We start from the raw sequence: 17,709 nt of genomic DNA, 5'->3' as shown, positions 1-17,709 counted from the left end.
CGGGTTCAGTGAACAGCAGAAAGGCCCGGGTGACCGGGCCTTTTCCTTTTGCGCCGCGGCGCTGCGCCGCAGCCACAAAAAAACGCACGGACCGGGTTGCCCCGGACCGTGCGTTGTCTTTGGCGTCAGGCCACCGGAGCGGCCTGTCGACAAGGGCTTAGAAGTTGTGCTTCAGGCCCAGGTCGAAACCGTTCTTCTCACGGCCGCTGGCGTCGATGCCGTCACGCTTCTCGTTGATGAAGTCGGCGTACACGGTGGTGCGCTTCGACAGGGCGTAGTGGTAGCCGATGCCGATTTGCTTGTCCAGCTTGGTCTTGGTGCCGCCCACAGCAGCTTCGTTCTCCAGCACGCCGTAGCTTGCCTTCAGTTCGCCGTTGCCGATGGGAGCCGTCAGGCCCAGGATGTAAGCGGTGCGCTCGTCGTTGCCACCCGAGGTGGTCAGGCCGGCTTGCGTGCCGGTGTCGCCGAAGCCGTACAGGCCGATCAGCTTGACGACCTTGAAGTCCCAGGCGGCGTTGACGGTGGTCCACTGAGCGTCGGCGTTGGCCGGGTTCTCATGGCCGACACCCACGGTGAAGGGGCCGCCGGTCCAGGCAGCAGCAACGCTCCACGGACGGTCTTCGCCAGCCGACTGCGGCTTGGAGCCGTCAGCTTCGGCGATCTGGGCGCCCAGGGTCACGCCCGAGAACGTGCCACGGTAGTTCACCGAGTTGGCATAGCGGTTCGTGCCGATGCGGCCGTTCAGGATCGTCGTGTTGGCAGCGACGGTGTCGGTGCCGAACGGGTCACCAGCGGCTTGGCTGATGGCGTATGCCGGGTTGTCTTCACGGCCCAGGTAGAAGTCACCGAAGGTCGTGCGAACGCCGACGAACGACTTGCCGTCCCAGAACACGGCGTTGGCGGTGCCTTCACCTGCGTCGAAGCGGTGCTCGAACTGGAAGAAGGCCTTCAGGCCGCCACCGAGGTCCTCAACACCACGGAAGCCCAGGCGGTTGGCCGAGCCAGCGCGGATCTGGCGGTTCTTGACGGCGTCGGCTTCTTGGGCGAAACCCTGGTCGACGCGACCATAGATCGTGACGGACGATTGAGCGAATGCGGAGCCGCTGACGGCGGCGAGCGCTGCGAGGGCGAGCAGAGATTTCTTCATGGTGTGCATTCCAGCTTTATTTGAGGTCAGTCGGCGCCATGATCGATGGGCCGGAGGGCGTGTTGCAAGAGGTGCCTCACATCACGACAGAGTGCATTGGAACCCAGTGCCGCCGGAAATTTAAGTCCCTTGTTGCGATATCGTCACTCGGCGTTGGCGACATGCGACAGTGGGGTTGACGTCATCAATTGTTCACATGCAAAGAGGGGAAACCCGAGGGCAGGTGGGCATCGAGTAATTCGACCCAGTGCCGTACAGGGACATCGGTACCTCCCTGCAGGTGGCTGATGCACCCGACGTTGGCCGAGATGACCATTCCCGCGCCGGTGCCGAGGAGATACCCGAGCTTGCGCTCGCGCAAATTCAGCGCCATCTCCGGCTGCAAAACCGAGTATGTCCCGGCCGACCCACAACAAAGATGAGATTCGGCGCCCGCTAGCACCACCTGGAAACCCATATCTCGCAGATGGGTTTCGACGCCGCCTCTCAACTGTTGTCCATGTTGCAGCGTGCAGGGTGGATGGAATACCACCGGGCCTTGCGGGATACCCTGCAACGCCCCTTTGAGTGCCGGCGCCAGCTCAGGCAGCAATTCACTCAGGTCGCGCGTCTTGTCGCTGATGGCTTGCGCCTTGTCGGCATAGTCCGGGTCGTGCGCCAGGGCATGGCCGTATTCCTTGACCGTCACGCCGCAGCCCGAGGCGTTCATCACGATCGCCTCGACCTCATCCAGCAGGGGCCACCACGCGTCGACATTGCGGCGCATGTCGTCGAGCCCGCCCGGCACGTCGCCGAGGTGGGTGCGGATGGCGCCGCAGCAGCCGGCCTCGGGGGCCACCACCGTCTGGATGCCCGCGGCGTCCAGGACACGGGCGGTGGCGCTGTTGATGTTGGGCATCATGGCCGGCTGCACACAGCCCTGCAGCAGCAGCATGCGACGGGGGTGCGTGGCGGTCGGCCAGCGGTGGGCCGACTTCGGTGCGGCGGGTGGCACCTTCGTCCTGAGCGCCGCCGGAAGCCAGGGGCGCACCCGTTGGCCGAGCCGCATGGCCGGCCCGAATGCGGGCGAGGTGAGGCCCTCCTTCAGAAGCCAGCGCAGCAGACGCTCGCTCCATGGCCGGCGCACCTTGCGTTCCACGACCTCGCGGCCGATCTCGACCAATCGTCCGTACTGCACGCCGGAGGGGCAGGTCGTCTCGCAGTTGCGACAGGTGAGGCAGCGATCGAGGTGCAGTTGGGTGCTGGCCGTGACGGGAGCGCCTTCCAGCATCTGCTTCATCAGGTAGATGCGACCGCGCGGTCCGTCGAGCTCATCGCCGAGCACCTGGTAGGTGGGGCAGGTGGCCGTGCAGAAGCCGCAGTGCACGCACTTGCGCACGATGGCTTCGGCTTCCGCGCCCTGCCGGGTGCCGTCGAACTCGGAGGAGAGGTCAATCTGCATTGAGGTGCTCAGAGATCAGGGTACATCCGGCCCGGATTGAAGATGCCGGCCGGATCGAAGGACTGCTTGAGCGCCCGGTGGATCGCGGCCAGGGGAGGCGACAGGGCCGCATGGACGCCGCCGGCCTTGTCCGCAGCCCGAAAGAGCGTGGCATGCCCGCCCAGCGAGGCCGCGGTGGCCCGCACGGTGGTCGCGGCCGCCGAGGTGCGCCACCACCGCTGTCCGCCATGCCATTCGATGAGTTGCTCGCCCGGCAGCGCCACGACCGGCGCCGTCTGCGGCAGCGACAGGCGCCACAGCGGCGCCTCGCCGCTGAAGAAGGGGTGCCCCTGGTCGCGCAGCCCGGTCCACAGCGAAGCGCCGATGTCATCGGACACCGCCTCGCCGCCCTCGTTGCGCAAGCCCTGCACGGCGGCCCGCACGGCAGCCGCAGCGCCGCGCAACCGCAGCCAGAGCACGTCGTCGACCCAGGCGCTGGCGTTGACGGGCAGCGGCAGGCCGTTCCAGCGGTGCAGTCGTTCGAGCGCCTCGTGTTCGGCGCATGCAAAGCGAAGCGTGGCGGTGGCCGGCGCCGCCGGCAGCACCTTGAGCGAGACGTCGACGAGCAGGCCCAGCGTGCCGAACGACCCTGCCAGCAGGCGAGACACGTCGTAGCCGGCGACGTTCTTGATCACCTGGCCGCCGAACTGCAGGAGCTCACCCCGGCCGTCGAGCAGCGAAGCGCCGAGAAGGTGATCGCGGACCGAGCCGACCGCCGCTCGCGCCGGCCCGGAGAGTCCGCTCGCCACCATGCCGCCCACCGTGCCGCCCGCGGCAAAGTGCGGCGGCTCGAAGGCCAGCGCCTGGCCCCGCTCCGCCAGGGCCGCCTCGAGTTCGGCGAGCGGCGTACCGCACAGCGCCGTGACGACGAGCTCGGTGGGTTGGTAACTCGTGATGCCGGTGAGCCGGCGCGTGTCCAGCGGACGGCCGCGTGGTGCCTCTCCGAGGAATCGCTTGGTCGCCCCGCCCCGGACCTCGACGGGCTCGCCGGCGGCGTGGGCAGCGCGGACCTGGTCGACGATGGAAGCGAGTTCGGGCTGCATGGACTCAGCGGGTGGGGTGAACGAAGCGCTCAGAAGCGCGGGATCTCGGCAAAGGCGAGCAGGCCCCGACGCACATGCATCTTCCCGTTCTCGGCGCATCGCACCAGCGAGGGCAGCACCTTGCCGGGGTTGAGGATGCCGGCCGGGTCGAAGGCCGACTTCAGTTCCCGCATGCGGTCGAGCTCGGCGGGTGAGAACTGCACGCACATCGACGACAGCTTCTCGACACCCACGCCATGCTCGCCCGTCACCGTGCCGCCCATGCGGACGCTGGTCTCGAGGATGTCGGCGCCGAAGCGTTCGCATCGGTCCAGCTGGTCCGGGTCATTGGCGTCATAGAGGATCAGGGGGTGCAGGTTGCCGTCGCCCGCGTGGAAGACGTTCGCGCAGCGCAGGCCGTAGCGGGTTTCCATGGCCGCGATGGCCTCCAGCATGTCGGCCAGGCGGTGGCGGGGGATGGTGGAGTCCATGCACATGTAGTCCGGACTGATGCGCCCGCTGGCCGGGAAGGCGTTCTTGCGCCCGCTCCAGAAGCGCAGTCGCTGCGCTTCGTCCTGGCTGACCTCGGCCCGCGTGGCGCCGGCGGCGACCAGGACGTCCAGCATGCGGTCGATCTCCTCGGCCACTTCTTCGGGTGTGCCATCGCTCTCGCAAAGCAGGATGGCCTCGGCCGTCAGGTCGTAGCCGGCGTGCACGAAGTCTTCGACGGCGGCGATCATCGGCCGGTCCATCATTTCGAGACCGGCGGGAATGATGCCCGCCGCGATGATGTTGGCCACCGCATCGCCGGCCCGCCGCAGGTTGTCGAAGCTCGCCATGATGCAGCGCGCCAATTGCGGGCGCGGCACCAGCCGTACCGTCACCTCGGTGATGACGGCCAGCATGCCTTCGCTGCCCACCACCACGGACAGCAGGTCGAGGCCGGCGCTGTCGAGCGCTTCCGAGCCGAACTCGACGGCAACGCCTGCGGCGGTGAACCCCCGGACCCTCAGCACGTTGTGCAAGGTGAGCCCGTACTTCAGGCAGTGCACGCCGCCGGAGTTCTCGGCCACGTTGCCGCCGATGGTGCAGGCGATCTGGCTGCTGGGGTCGGGTGCGTAGTAGAGGCCGTGCGGCGCGGCGGCTTCGCTGATGGCGAGGTTGCGCACCCCGCACTGGACCGTCGCCGTGCGCGCGCGGGCGTCGACGGCAAGGATGCGGTTGAAGCGGGCCAGGCTGAGCGACACGCCCAGTGCATGCGGCATCGCGCCGCCGCTCAGGCCCGTGCCCGCCCCCCGTGCAACCACAGGCACGCCCAGGCGGTAACAGGTGCGCAGCACCGCCGCCAGTTGCGCTTCCGTCTCGGGAAGGGCGACGAGCAGGGGCACCTGTCGGTAGGCGGTGAGACCATCGCACTCATAAGGCACGGTGTCTTCCGCCTGCCAGAGGAGGGCATGTGCCGGCAGCAGCGGCCGCAGCGCATCGAGCACCTCGCCCCGACGCGCCAGCCGGGCGCGGTTGCCTGCGGTGTCTGCGACGGCGGGGCCGGCGCTCATGCGCGGACCTCGTCCCGGAAGACCGTGAGCACGCCGGTGTAGCCGTAGAGGTGATGGTGGGCGATCTCGCCGGCGGCAAAGAAGCCGACCAGGGGCACGTCGCCCAGCGCGTGGCGGACGATGGCGAGCTCGGCCGACGGGCCGCCGAAGTGCGGCCCCCCGCGCCCCGTGCAGCTGACGTAGATGGCGCCGCGGATGCCACCCGCTGCAGGCGGGAGCGGGTCGGAGCGGGGCGCCGATCGCGCGGTGGCGGTATCGTGGGAGGGGTGGTCGGACTCGAGCTCCTCGCGGATCTCGCTGCAGATGCGCACGAGGTCGCGCCGGGCTGCCTCGGTGTTGCGGTGGCAGAACGCGAGTTGCATGCCGGCCTGAACCTCCTCGGCCACGGCAATGCCGCGTTCCTTCGGGTCGATGCCCAGCAGGTGGCGTACGCGCGTGTCGACCCCGAACTGTCCGCGGTGGGCAAGGACCTGTTCCTGCGGCTCGTTCAGTCCGACGAGGGTCTGGCGCAGGCGATCCAGGGCCTCGCGCGGTTCGCGGTCCGACACGCCCAGGTCGCTCATGAGCACGTCGAGGGCCGGCTCTCCATCCAGCGTGAGCACCAGGTTGCGTTGCGCCGCGGTGACCTGGCGGACCGGACCGATGGGCTGGCACCCCTGCGTGACCCGCGACACCAGGGCGATGTCCCGAGTGAACGCCACGCCCGACAGCCCGCCTTCGATCACCGCATCGGCCACCTGGAGGGCGCGCGTGCGCGACGACACCAGCCCGCCGAACAGGTAGCCGCTCGTGGTGCGGGCGCTCATTTCGCCGACCAGCTCGTCGAGGTCGGGTGTGGCGGGGTCGGCATGGACCTGCGCCGTCGCAGCGGCGAACGGACCCAGTGGCCGCGCACCCGAAAAGACCTTGAAACTGTTACGCGGCAGGTCGGACAGCATCAGCACCAGCGCTGGCTCGTCGATGTACTCCGCCGCATCCGCTGCGACGCCGGTCCCCACGCCCCCCACCCACGACACTCCGGGCCACCGCTGCCCCAGTTCGGCCAAGAGCGCGACCGCGTGGTCGGCGTAGTGGTCGCTGAAGTAGACCCAGCCGAGCGTGGCGTCACGAACGTGATATGAATCGGGGTGCTCGCGACGGGCTTCGATCTGGGCCGCCGCGAGGGCGAGTGCGATGCGCCAGTCCGGATGGGTGGCGTGCGCGTGGAGGAAAGGTCTCATCGTTCAGCGCTTGGGCGCGGTCGGGCGCTTTCGTGCGGGGCTGGCGGACGTTGATTTGCGCGCGGACTTCGCGGCCGGGCGCGTCGACTTGGGCGCCGGTTCGCCGACCGGGGTGCCTTGCGGTTCCTGCATGGCATTCGCCGCGAGCTGCGTGAACTGCTTCGTCAGGGCGCCCCACCATTGCACCGGGTCCACCATCGACGCCGCAGCGTCTCCGGCGGCACTGCCGGAGGCCGAAGCGGGACCGCCCTTGGCGGACTTGGCGGCCGGCTCTCGGAGGGTTTCAGCCTCAGGCTCCGCGACGGGCGCGGGCGGCGGTTCGGTCGGCACGGGTGGTCGCGCACGAAGGGAGTCGCGCAGATCGCCCATCTGCACGTTCATGGTCTTCAGGGTCGAGAGGGTCATGCGCTGCACTTCAAGCGCCTGGATCGTCGCGCCCAGCATGCGCGCGTTCTGCTCGAGCCAGAACTGCACCGTGCGGAGTTCGCCGATGCGCTTCTCGAGTTCCTCAGGGTTGATGGTCGGCGCGATCCATTGGCCCATGGCGGGCATCGCGGTGCCGGCGTTCTTGACCAGGTTCTGGAGGAAGTCGAACCCGGGGACCATGTTGGTGAAGGAAGGGGTGTCGGCCATCATGGCTCCTGCAGTGAGGTGGGCCGGATCATTGTGCATGCGATTCCATGGAGGCCGCAATCGAGGGGAGCCCCGGGGTGCGTCCTGCCGCGGCGCCCGCGGTTCGCGGACTTTCAACGTGCGAATTCGATCCGGCGGACGCTGTAGCCGCGGCGGGCCAGTTGGGCCGGTATACCGTCGGGCCCCACCAGGTGCAGGCTGCCGACGGCTGCGAACACCCGGCGACCTTCGGCATGCAGGGCGTCGATGCCATCGGCCAGCCCGGGATTGCGGTCGTTGAGGAGCGCCTTCAGCTGTGCACGCTCCTCGGGCGTGTTGGCACAGTCGCACCAGTCGGCGTAGTCGACGAGGGCCCGTTCGTCACCGGTCTCCCAGGTGCGGGCGATGCGCAGCATCATCGGGCGAACCTTGCCGTCCTCCAGGTCCAGGAGCATGCGGTCGAGCGACGCCCGTTGCTGCGCCTGCGTGGGGCTGATGAGCAGGGCGAGTTGCTTCTCGGGGCTCTCGAGGCCGACCACCGGCAGTCCGGCGGCCCGGGCCCGCCGCGCCAGCGCGACGTCGATGCCGTGCGCCGCATCCAGGCCGTCGTGCTGCGCCATCGTGGCCATGAGCGTCATGGCGATCATTTCCGGCGCCACCTGTGTCATCAGGGCTTCGGGCAGGCAGGCGAGCTGCATCTGGTTGGCGAGCCGTCGCGCCAGCTCATCGCCGAGGGTGTGGCGTGGATTCGGCGCCATGCCGCTGCGCAGGGCCTGCGCCGTCCGCGGGTCGAGCGGATCGAGTTCCAGCGCCAGCAGGTCGCTGGCCTGGAGCGCTGCGCGCACCTGCGGTCCCGGGACGGTCCACTCGTAGCGGCCGATGTGGATCGTTCCGTACAGCCACGAACTGCGGCCGTCGCGGGTGACCTGCCACAGCAGGCCGCGGTCGCGGGCCGTGCGTTCGGCCTGAGCCTGACTTGCCGAGGACGGGGCCGCCGCCACCGGTGGGCAGGCCGCCGGCGCCGTGTCGGCGACGGCCGGTGGGCCGAGCAGCGCCCAAGGCAGCGTGGCAAGCCAGCGCCAGCGGCCGAAGAGCCGCCTCATGGTTGCCCGCCTCCCAGATCGAAGCTCAACACCCCCTCGTGCTGCTGCCAGCGCAGCCGACCGAGCACGTCCATGCCAAGCAGCGGCCTGTCTCCGAGCCCGGCCAGCGCGACGACGCGCAGGCCTTGCGCACTGACGCCCCCCTCCAGAGTCAGGTCCGCGCGCACCACGTCGCCCTGGACCACGCCCGCTGCGGTGCGCGATTGGACCTGGCCGATGGCGACGAGGCCGAGGTCCCGGGCGAGCGCTGCCGAGATGGCGGTGCCCGTCGCGCCGGTGTCGACGAGGAACTCGACATTGCGGCCGTTGATGGTGCCCGGCCAGTGGTAGTGGCCGTCGGAACCGCGGCGGATCTCGACGCGGTTGCCCTCGGCCTGGAACTGCGTGCGAGCGCGCTGGGCTTCCCAGGCTTCGAAGGACAGGAAGACGCCGAGGCCCAGCAGCAGCCAGACCGTGGCGATCTTGAGGGTGTGGGGCAGTTCGGACATCTCGTTCGCAGTGTCGCCGAAGTGCCGCGGCCGGTGTGCCGCGGGGCCGTGGCGACGCCGCGCGGCGACGGCCGCGTCAGGCGTCGGCCTCGCGCTCCGCCTCGGCCGGCGATGTGATGGTGTGGTCGATGGCGCCGAAGACCGACTGTCCGTCCAGGCCCTTCATCTCGATGCGAACCGTGTCGCCGTGGCGGAGGAAATCGGTGCGCGGCTCGCCGTGCTCGATGGTTTCGACCGCCCGCTTCTCGGCGATGCAGGCGAAGCCCCGGCTGCCGTCCTTGCTGCTCACCACCCCGCCTCCCACGAGCGTGCCCGCGCGCAGCGGGCGAGTCCGGGCGGCGTGGGCAATCAGCCGGCCGAACTGGAACTTCATGTCGGCGCCGGCGTCGCACACGCCGAAGCGCTTGCCGTTCCAGGTGGCCTGCAGGGGCAGGTGGACGCGACCGCCCTTCCAGGCGTCACCCAATTCATCGGGCGTCACCGCGAGGGGCGAGCAGGCGGCGGCGGGCCGGGCGCTCAGTAGTCCTGCGCCCCGGGCCTGCTCCGCCGCGGCGACATGGCACAGGTTCACCTCGTTCACAAGCATGACGAGGCGGATCGCGTCGATGGCCCGATCCGGCGCGGCGCCCATCGGCACGTCGCCCGTGACCACGACAAGGCCGGCGCCGAAGTCGATGCCGGCCTTCTCGCTGGCCACGACGACGGCATCCGTGGGACCGAGCATCGTGTCGCTGGATGCCTGCGCAAGCAGCGGTTCGGTGCGCAGGCCTTCGGGCGCTGGCGATCCCGCCGCTTGGCACAGCCGCTCCACATGGCTCGGGTACGCCGAACCGCTCAGCCGCTGGAATGCCCTCGGCAGCGGCGCCATGCACAGCGCCGGGTCGAAGGCGAAGGCATGGCGGGCCCGTCCGTGGTTCAGCGAGACGGACAGTTCCTCGAGCTGCGGCGAAAGGAAGTTCCAGTCGTCCAGCACCTGCTGCAGGCGCGTGGCAATGCCGTTGGCATAGTGCGCGGTGCTGAGGTCACGCGAGACGACGACAAGCTGCCCGTCCCGGGATCCGTCCTTGTAACTGGCGAGTTTCATGGTGAGTGGCGTGGCATGGCATTCGGTTTCCCGTATTGTCGGTGCATGCACGCCCCGAACTTTTCGCCTTCCCCTCCCCGCGGCCGGTGGCCCGTCCTGCTGCCCTTCGTCGTCCCCGTCGTACTCGCGCACCTCGCGCTGGCGGGAGCGACCCTTTCGCATGCCGAGACGGCGCCTGCTGGCGCTGCGCCACTGAACCGGGCGCCCGTGTCAGTGCGCGTCGTAGAGCCTGCGCTGCCCGTGGCGGCCGAACCGGCCGCTGCGGTGGACGTGACACCGGCCGCTGCGCCGCGTCCGCTCGCGGCACGGCCGGCCCGCGCAGCGTCGGCACTGCCGGTGTCCTTGCCCCCGCCTCCGGATTCGCCCGTCTACCGCACGCGCATTCCACCGCCCACCACCCTGCGCTACGCGCTCAGCCGCGGACCATGGAACGGCAATGGGGAGCTGGTCTGGGAGCACCAGGGCGACCGCTATCACGCCCGCCTGGAAGGCCGGGTGGCCGGTTTCAAGGTCCTGACCTGGGACAGCAGCGGCAGCTTCGACACGGCGGGTCTCGCCCCGACGCGCTTCACGGACGAACGGCGTGGCAAGGCGGCCAAGGCGGCGAATTTCCAGCGCGCCGCCGGCAAGATCACCTATTCCGGCCCGCCCGACGAATATCCCCTGCTGCCCGGCAGCCAGGACCGACTGAGCTGGATGGTGCAGATCGCGGCCATCGCATCGGCCGACCCGCAGCGGGTCGCCCCGGGCAAGCGGGTCAGCATGTTCGTCTCCGGCGCCCGGGGCGATGCGGACATGTGGACCTTCCAGTCCGTGGGCAGCGAGTCGGTTTCGATTGGCGGCAGCTCGGTGCCGGCCATCAAGCTGCTGCGCCAGCCGCGCAAGGCCCAGGACACGCGGGTGGAGGTGTGGCTCGATCCCGCACTGCACCATCTGCCGGTCCGCGCGCGCCTCACCAGTTCACCGGAGAACGAAACTTTGGAACTGGTGCGCCGCGTTCACGATCCATCGTGATGCACATTCCGGCAAGATGGCCTTGAAACCGCCGCCGCCGGCCCGAGGTACGAGGTGTCACCAGGAGATTCACGATGCAAATGGTCTACAACTCGGACAATTACGTGGTCGTTCAGTTCGATCTGCCGCAATCGGAAGACACGGATCTGGGCGACGACGCCCTGTCTCGCGGTGGATTCGAGATCGTCGACAAGTTTGCGCGCAAGGAAATCTTCATCGAAGGCGCCATGGCGGAGACCTTCAAGGACGAGGTCACCGCGCTGATCGAGACCTCCCCCTCCGAGGAGGAAATGGACGCCTACATCGAACGTTACACCTCGCTGATGTTGCACCCGGTGGTGCTGCACTGACGTCGCAGCCCTGAAATGGCCACACGGGCGCGCGGACAAGCGCTCCCCGTGCGGCCGCGCCTTGCGCTATGGTGCAGGCGCAACCCGGTGGTCCCGGGGCTTGCCCCTTGGTGCGTGGTGCGCCAAGATGGTCCCGACGCCCGTACCGCCGCAGGAGCTGCACCATGGCCACCTCTCACGTCGATGCCCGCGTGGTGCTGTCACCCGGCCTGCGTGACGCGCCGGTGCTCGACCGCATGTGTTCGCAGTTCGTGCTCACCCTGACCGTGCGGCATGCGGCGCGCTTCAACCTGCGCCGGGACTGGAACAGCCTGCTCTCCCTGACGGCCAAGCACCTCGTGTGGCCCGCCAGCGTGCTGGCGCGCCTGCGCGCATTCCTGACCACGCGCTGCCGCGGCAATGACCACTGGCGCGGGCACGAGGCCCTGAGCGACGCCGTCTTCATGGAGCGCCATGGCGGCTGGGGCGGCCCCTACGAAGAAGGCACTCTCTTCTTCTACATCGACGAGTACATCAAGGACGCGCCCAAGGACCTGCTGGCCGTCATCGGCACCACGGCCGAATGGCTGGACCGCAGCCTGAAGAAGGAATCGACGCTCGTCGAGAAGAACATCGACGCCTTGGCCGGTCTGCTGCAGCTCAACCCGGCCGAGCGTGCGTTGCTGTTGTACGGCACGCTGGCGCGCTATCAGCGCGACCTGCGGGGCCTCCTGGTGGAGTTCAAGGTTTCCAATGCGCAGGAAGCCTATGCAGCGATTGCCGTGGTCGCGGGCGTGAACGAGCAGGAGGTGGCCGAAGCGTTGCGGGCCGGTTCGCGGCTCGAGCGCACCGGCATGGTCGAGAACCTCATCTCGGAGCACAACATTACCGACCTCGCCGACCTGATGAAGGTCAGCGAGCAGCTGCCGCCGGTGCTGATGCGGCACTACGAAGGCCCGTCGGACCTGATGGCCGTGTTCACCCGCCCGGCAGCCCGAAGCCAGCTCGCCCCCTCCGACTTCCATTACGTCGGTGAGGACCAGCAGGTCCTCACCGCGCTGCTGCGCAATGCAGTCGCCCGGCGTGAGCCCGGCGTGAACGTGCTCCTGTATGGCCCGCCCGGCACCGGCAAGACCGAGCTGGCCAAGGTGGCTGCGCAGGCGGCCGGGCTCGAGCTCTACGAAGTGGAGTACGCCGATCGGGATGGCAACAGCCTGAGCGGACGCGACCGCTACCGCTCCCTGCAGATCAGCCAGGTCTTCCTGAAGGGCAGCGCCACGGTGGCTCTGCTCTTCGACGAGGTGGAAGACGTCTTTCCGCCCATCTCCACCGACGCCGCCCAGTTCATGGCGCGGCTCGACACCGGCGACGGCATGCCGTCCGGCAGCGTCAGCGGCAAGGCCTGGGTCAACCAGATCCTCGAGACCAATCCGGTTCCGGTGATCTGGGTCACCAACCGCATCGAGCAGATCGATCCCGCGTTTCGTCGGCGCTTCCAATATCACCTGGAACTCAAATCGCCGCCGCCAGGCGCCCGCGAGGCACTCGTAACCCGCGCCCTCGAAGGCGTGGCCGTGTCGCCCGCCTTCTCGGCCCGTTTGGCAGAGCGGCGCGGACTCACGCCGGCCCAGGTGCGGACGGCCGTGAAGTTTGCCCAGCTCACCGCCGAGGCTGCAGCACCGGCGGCGATCGAGGCGCTGATCGAGCGTCAGCTCGGCAATGCCGACAAGGCGCTGGGCTCGGCGGGCGGCGAACGGGGCGCCCGCCGCGTCGTCACCCGCTACGACCTGTCGCTGGTGCACACCGCATCGCGCTTCGAGGTGCCGAAGATCGTCGAGGCCCTCGCTCGCAAGCAGTACGGCACCCTGTGCTTCCATGGCCCGCCGGGCACGGGCAAGACGGCGCTGGCCGAGCACATTGCCCAGCAATTGCAGCGACCGCTGCTCGTGCGCCAGGCGTCGGACCTCTCCAGCAAATACGTCGGCGAGACGGAGCAGAACCTCGCGCGCATGTTCGAGGAAGCGCAGGCCGAGCAGGCGGTGCTGCTGCTGGACGAGGCCGACAGCTTCCTGCGCAGCCGACGACGCGCCGAGCGCAATCACGAGGTCACGGAGGTCAACGAGATGCTGCAGGGCATGGAGCGCTTCGCCGGCGTCTTCATCTGCACGACGAACCTCTTCGAGGACCTGGACGAGGCGGCGCTGCGCCGCTTCACCTTCAAGGTCCGGTTCCTTCCGCTGACGGCCGAACAGCGCGAGCGCATGTTCGCCGCCGAAGCCCTGGCGGGTGAAGCGCTGTCGCTGACGGTCGAGCAGGCCGCCCGGCTGCGCCAGCTCGATGCCCTCACCGCCGGTGATTTCGCGGCGGTACGACAGCAGGTCGAGGTGCTTGGCGAAGCGTTCACCCCGGACGAGTTCCTCTCGCAACTGGAGGCCGAGCACCGGGTGAAGCCCGAAGTACGGCACCAGAAGGGCATGGGCTTCATGCGGTGACGAGTCGCGGCAGCTGCAAGCTGCTCCGGGGGCAATGACGACAATCCATGGGCAATGATGTCCGACGCCTACATCGATTGGGGACAGTCGCCGGTTTTGTGGCTCGGCACGTTCCTTCTCGCGTTGTTCGGCGCCTACGTGACGCTCGGGATGGCGCGCGGCGTGCGGTCGCCCGATTCCGGAACCTCCCGCCGGTGCCTGGCAGGTGCGACGGTGGCCCTCGCGGCGAGCGTGTGCGGGGCCCACTTCATCGTCCTGGCCGACTTCGAGATCCCGGTGCGGCCGTACCACCGCGTGGAGAGCGTGCTCGGGCTGGTCGTGGTGTCGCTGGCCGTTGCTGCGCTCGCGATTCGCTTGGCGGTCACGCGCCAGCCGCGTTGGGGAACCGACCTCGCCGCTGCTGTGCTTCTGGGCTTGTTGCTGTGCGCGGTGCCGGTGCTGGGCATGCTGAGCCTGGACCTGTTTCCCGCGCCCGTCTGGCTGCCGACGCCCTGGTGGGGTGCCTGGCTTGTCGTGATCGGCGCGGTGGCTGGAGCCTGGGCGCTGCTCTCGCGCAGTCGGCATCGGCGGAGCGGTCCGTTCGGCCTCTGGCAGGCGGCCGCATCGCTGGTGCTGGCCAACGGCGTGCTGGCGGGCAACGGGCTGCTGATGCAGGTCATGGCGCTGCCCTGGGAAGCCGGGTCCGATCCCCGGGGCGCCACGGTCGGCGGCGACACGCTGTTCGCGCTCGCCTCCCTCGGCGTGCCGGCGCTCCTTTCCGTGCTGCTGCTGTCGTCCTGGCTGGAAGTGCGGTTCAAGCTGGCCCTGCGTCGGGCCCGGGAAGAGGCCGAGATCGCCGCCCGGACGGATCCGCTGACCGGCTTGGCCAATCGGGCCATGTTCGAGACCTGGCTGTCCCGGGCCACCGCGCATGCCGATCGCAACGGGGAGCGCCTCGCGGTGCTGCTCGTCAACATCGATGGTTTGAAGACCGTCAACGAGTCCTTCGGCCAGGCCGCCGGCGACGCGGTGCTGTGCGAGATGGGGCGGCGGCTGAGGGCGAGGGCCGGCGGGCGCGAGGAGGTGGCCCGTGCCGGAGGTGACGAATTCCTGGTGCTGCTGCGCGGCAGCCCCGGAACGGCCGAGGCCCGTGAACGCGGGCACCGCCTGCTGCAGCTGCTGGCCGAAGGATTCACGCTCGATGAGCGAGAGCTCGCCATGTCGTGCTCGGTGGGCGTTGCGGTCTTCCCCGACCATGGCAGCCACGGGCGGCTCATCACCCATGCCGCGGCAGCCATGCATGCGGCCAAGCGGCAAGGCGGCGGCGCCGTGTCCGTCTTCGATCCGAGCATGGTGGCGGGCGCACGCGACCAGGCGGAACTGCTGAGGGACCTGCGCCATGCCGTGGCCGACCGCGACCTGATGCTGTACTACCAACCCAAGGTCCACGCGCCCAGCGGCCAGATCACCGGTGTCGAAGCGCTGATGCGCTGGCGCCATCCGCAGCGCGGCATGGTGGGGCCCGACGTCTTTGTTCCCCTGGCCGAGCGATTCGGGCTCATCCAGCCGCTTGGCAACTGGGCCCTCGACGAGGTGTGCCGGCAGATCCGGGCCTGGGCCGATGGCGGACTGTTGATGCGAGTGGCCTTGAACCTGTCGGTCCACCAGTTGCGGCAGGAAGGTCTCGTCGAACGCATCCTCGATGCGCTGGCTCGCCACGACGTGCGACCTGGCCAGCTCACCTGCGAGATCACCGAAACCGTCGCCATGGAGGACACGCGCAAGACCCTGCGCATCATCGAGCGCCTGACGGCCGCCGGGGTCCACCTGTCGATCGATGATTTCGGGACCGGCTACTCCAGCTTGAGCTACCTGCGCCAGCTGGCTGCCGAAGAGCTCAAGATCGATCGCAGCTTCGTGATGGACCTGGAAGTGAGCGCGGATGCGCGTGCGATCGTCGACGCCGTGATCAAGCTCGCTCAGGCGCTGGGCATGAAGGTGGTGGCCGAAGGCGTGGAGACCGAAGGGCAGCAGGCCATCCTGCGCGGCCTGGGTTGCGACGAGCTGCAGGGTTACCTCTTCGCCAAGCCCATGCCCGCCGAGGCGTTGACCGTCTGGGCGATGCGCCATGAAGGGCCGCGCGACATGGAATTCCGGCCCTCGCTGTTCGACAATTCCCTGCGCTGATCGGCGGCGAGGATGCCCATGCCGAGGGCCCGTTCGCGCGAGCTTTCTACAATCGGGGCATGAACACCCCTTCCTTCACCCGCGCTGCCGCCCTTCCGGGCATCATGAAAAACCGCATCGTCATCCTCGACGGGGCGATGGGCACGATGATCCAGCGCTACAAGCTGGGCGAGGCCGACTACCGCGGCACCCGCTTCGCCGACCACCCGAAGGATCTGAAGGGGAACAACGAGCTGCTGCAGTTCACGCGGCCCGACGTCATCCGGGAGATCCACGAGCAGTACCTCGCGGCCGGGGCCGACCTCATCGAGACGAACACCTTCGGCGCGACGAGCGTCGCGCAGGACGACTACGGCCTCGCGCCGCTGGCGCGCGAGATGAACGTGGTCGCCGCCCGTCTGGCCCGCGAGGCCTGCGACAAGTACAGCACCCCGGACCGTCCGCGCTTCGTGGCGGGCGCGCTCGGCCCGACGCCGCGAACGGCGAGCATCAGCCCCGACGTGAACGACCCCGCGGCGCGCAACGTGCACTTCGACGAGCTGCGCGCGGCCTACTACGAACAGGGCGAGGCACTCCTCGAAGGGGGGGCCGACCTGTTCCTCGTCGAAACCATCTTCGACACGCTGAATGCCAAGGCGGCCATCTTCGCGCTCGATGAGCTGATGGAGAACACCGGCGAGCGCCTGCCCGTCATCATCTCCGGCACGGTGACCGATGCATCCGGCCGCATCCTCTCCGGACAGACCGTCACCGCCTTCTGGCACAGCGTGCGCCACGCCCGGCCGCTGGCCATCGGGCTGAACTGCGCGCTTGGTGCGACCTTGATGCGTCCCTACATCGAGGAACTGGCCCGGGCCGCCGGCGACACCTTCATCAGCTGCTACCCGAACGCCGGCCTGCCCAATCCGATGAGCGAGACGGGCTTCGACGAGACGCCGGAGATCACCGGCGGGCTCGTCGAGGAATTTGCTCGCGCGGGCTTCCTCAACATCGCGGGCGGCTGCTGCGGCACCACGCCCGATCACATCGCCGAGATCGCTCGCCGGGTGGGCAAGTACCAGCCGCGCTGCGTGCACGGCGGCCTGTTCAGCGAGCTGCTGGCGGCGTGACGCCGGCGCGGCCGGCGGGCGCGGCGTTGCGCTCGCCGACCAGGATCTCCACGCGCCGGTTCTGGGCGCGCCCGCTGTCGCTGTCGTTGCTCGCGATCGGGTCCTGGGCGCCTCGACCGGCAATGGCGATGCGAACCGGTGACATTCCGCGGGCCACCAGCCAGTCCCGGGTGCTGGCCGCCCGGTCCAGCGACAGCGCGTTGTTGGCCGAGGCCGAGCCCTTGCTGTCGGTGTGGCCCACGATGCGCACGTCTACCTGGGTCTGCCGGCGCAGGGCGACCACGATCTGGTCCAGTGCCGTGCGCGCGCCCGGCTTGAGCGCGGCCCGGTTGGCCTCGAAGCTGAGGTCGCCGGGCAAGGTGATCCACAGGCGGTCGTCCGTGCTGCGGGCGATGGTGACGTCCGTGCCGCGCAGTGCGCTTTCCAGTTGATCACGTGCGGCCTGCATGGCCGGTGACCATACGAACCCGCCCGGGCCCGGCTTGCCGTAGACGGGCCCCGGCGCCGACCCTTCCACCGCACCGCTCACCTTCGGGACTTCCCGGGGCGAGGAGCCGCAACCGGCAGCGAGCAGCAGGGTGCCGAGGCAAGTGGCGAGAAGCAGGCGGTGGCAGGTCAGCGAATGGGGCATGGGGCTTCCGATCATGTGAGAGGAGGACATTGCCCAGGCGCCGTGCAGCGTCGGCGTGGGCCTCGTGATTGAACCGCATCCTGCCCGATCCGTGTAACCGGGGCGTCCCGGGGCGGAATGCCGGGAGGCGAGGTGCCCGGCCACCCGAGAAACGCCCGCCGCGCTTAAAATCGCCTGTCCAAGGAGCGTTGCGACCCCCGGCCTGCCGGGTGGCCAGGCTTGGAGCTCGAAACCACGCTCGCCCGCCATTGGCTGC

15 protein-coding genes and 1 riboswitch are annotated in these 17,709 nt (G+C 69.2%); of the genes, 5 read left to right on the top strand and 10 right to left on the bottom strand.

Annotation, left to right across the window (positions count from 1 at the left end):
* Nucleotides 1-157 precede the first annotated feature (157 nt).
* The 9 genes from ACSQ2F_RS19190 to ACSQ2F_RS19150 all read right to left on the bottom strand — a co-directional run bounded on the left by ACSQ2F_RS19190 (nucleotide 158) and on the right by ACSQ2F_RS19150 (nucleotide 9,712).
* The gene (locus tag ACSQ2F_RS19190; RefSeq protein ID WP_436025754.1) at nucleotides 158-1,147 is read right to left on the bottom strand and encodes a porin; all 990 of its coding nucleotides are present in this window, start codon (nucleotides 1,145-1,147) and stop codon (nucleotides 158-160) included.
* 184 nt (nucleotides 1,148-1,331) lie between these two features.
* Nucleotides 1,332-2,588 carry a glycolate oxidase subunit GlcF gene (gene glcF, locus ACSQ2F_RS19185; RefSeq protein ID WP_436025752.1) on the bottom strand — a complete coding sequence of 419 codons (1,257 nt, stop codon included), beginning with the start codon at nucleotides 2,586-2,588 and terminating at the stop codon, nucleotides 1,332-1,334.
* Between the two features lie 8 nt (nucleotides 2,589-2,596).
* Nucleotides 2,597-3,670 (bottom strand): glycolate oxidase subunit GlcE, encoded by a 1,074-nt coding sequence (gene glcE / locus ACSQ2F_RS19180; RefSeq protein WP_436025750.1) that lies wholly within the window; start codon nucleotides 3,668-3,670, stop codon nucleotides 2,597-2,599.
* 29 nt (nucleotides 3,671-3,699) lie between these two features.
* Nucleotides 3,700-5,205 (bottom strand): FAD-linked oxidase C-terminal domain-containing protein, encoded by a 1,506-nt coding sequence (locus ACSQ2F_RS19175; RefSeq protein WP_436025748.1) that lies wholly within the window; start codon nucleotides 5,203-5,205, stop codon nucleotides 3,700-3,702.
* A complete protein-coding gene (locus ACSQ2F_RS19170; protein WP_436025746.1) occupies nucleotides 5,202-6,425 on the bottom strand; it encodes an FIST signal transduction protein in 1,224 nt (407 codons plus the stop codon). The genes ACSQ2F_RS19175 and ACSQ2F_RS19170 overlap by 4 nt, the downstream gene beginning before the upstream one ends.
* Before the next feature lie 3 nt (nucleotides 6,426-6,428).
* Nucleotides 6,429-7,058 carry a PhaM family polyhydroxyalkanoate granule multifunctional regulatory protein gene (locus ACSQ2F_RS19165; protein ID WP_436025744.1) on the bottom strand — a complete coding sequence of 210 codons (630 nt, stop codon included), beginning with the start codon at nucleotides 7,056-7,058 and terminating at the stop codon, nucleotides 6,429-6,431.
* Between the two features lie 113 nt (nucleotides 7,059-7,171).
* On the bottom strand, nucleotides 7,172-8,140 hold the full coding sequence (locus ACSQ2F_RS19160) for a TraB/GumN family protein (RefSeq protein WP_436025742.1): 969 nt from the start codon (nucleotides 8,138-8,140) through the stop codon (nucleotides 7,172-7,174).
* Nucleotides 8,137-8,628: a retropepsin-like aspartic protease family protein gene (locus ACSQ2F_RS19155; protein ID WP_436025740.1), complete on the bottom strand. Its 492-nt coding sequence runs from the start codon at nucleotides 8,626-8,628 to the stop codon at nucleotides 8,137-8,139. The genes ACSQ2F_RS19160 and ACSQ2F_RS19155 overlap by 4 nt, the downstream gene beginning before the upstream one ends.
* A 76-nt stretch (nucleotides 8,629-8,704) precedes the next feature.
* On the bottom strand, nucleotides 8,705-9,712 hold the full coding sequence (locus ACSQ2F_RS19150; protein WP_436025738.1) for a fumarylacetoacetate hydrolase family protein: 1,008 nt from the start codon (nucleotides 9,710-9,712) through the stop codon (nucleotides 8,705-8,707).
* A gap of 45 nt (nucleotides 9,713-9,757) precedes the next feature.
* Between ACSQ2F_RS19150 and ACSQ2F_RS19145 the strand changes: the two genes are divergently transcribed.
* The 5 genes from ACSQ2F_RS19145 (at nucleotide 9,758) to ACSQ2F_RS19125 (ending at nucleotide 16,822) form a co-directional block, all read left to right on the top strand.
* Complete coding sequence (locus tag ACSQ2F_RS19145) at nucleotides 9,758-10,726, top strand: DUF3108 domain-containing protein (protein WP_436025736.1); 969 nt, start codon at nucleotides 9,758-9,760, stop codon at nucleotides 10,724-10,726.
* 74 nt (nucleotides 10,727-10,800) lie between these two features.
* Complete coding sequence (locus tag ACSQ2F_RS19140) at nucleotides 10,801-11,076, top strand: BTH_I0359 family protein (RefSeq protein ID WP_436025734.1); 276 nt, start codon at nucleotides 10,801-10,803, stop codon at nucleotides 11,074-11,076.
* Between the two features lie 164 nt (nucleotides 11,077-11,240).
* Nucleotides 11,241-13,547: an ATP-binding protein gene (locus tag ACSQ2F_RS19135; RefSeq protein WP_436025732.1), complete on the top strand. Its 2,307-nt coding sequence runs from the start codon at nucleotides 11,241-11,243 to the stop codon at nucleotides 13,545-13,547.
* A gap of 57 nt (nucleotides 13,548-13,604) precedes the next feature.
* A complete protein-coding gene (locus ACSQ2F_RS19130; protein WP_436025730.1) occupies nucleotides 13,605-15,713 on the top strand; it encodes a putative bifunctional diguanylate cyclase/phosphodiesterase in 2,109 nt (702 codons plus the stop codon).
* A gap of 59 nt (nucleotides 15,714-15,772) precedes the next feature.
* On the top strand, nucleotides 15,773-16,822 hold the full coding sequence (locus ACSQ2F_RS19125; protein ID WP_436025728.1) for a homocysteine S-methyltransferase family protein: 1,050 nt from the start codon (nucleotides 15,773-15,775) through the stop codon (nucleotides 16,820-16,822).
* On the opposite strand, the gene ACSQ2F_RS19120 is transcribed toward ACSQ2F_RS19125, so the two are convergent.
* Nucleotides 16,800-17,453, bottom strand: coding sequence for an OmpA family protein (locus ACSQ2F_RS19120; protein ID WP_436025726.1), 654 nt, complete (start codon nucleotides 17,451-17,453; stop codon nucleotides 16,800-16,802). The two genes, ACSQ2F_RS19125 and ACSQ2F_RS19120, sit on opposite strands and share 23 nt — an antisense overlap.
* A 174-nt stretch (nucleotides 17,454-17,627) precedes the next feature.
* A riboswitch (S-adenosyl-L-homocysteine riboswitch) is annotated at nucleotides 17,628-17,700 on the top strand.
* Nucleotides 17,701-17,709 lie beyond the last annotated feature (9 nt).

Origin of the sequence: Rhizobacter sp. LjRoot28 (genome assembly GCF_964253025.1) — a bacterium.
Classification (GTDB): domain Bacteria; phylum Pseudomonadota; class Gammaproteobacteria; order Burkholderiales; family Burkholderiaceae_C; genus Rhizobacter.
This window is presented reverse-complemented; position numbering and strand designations above follow the sequence as displayed.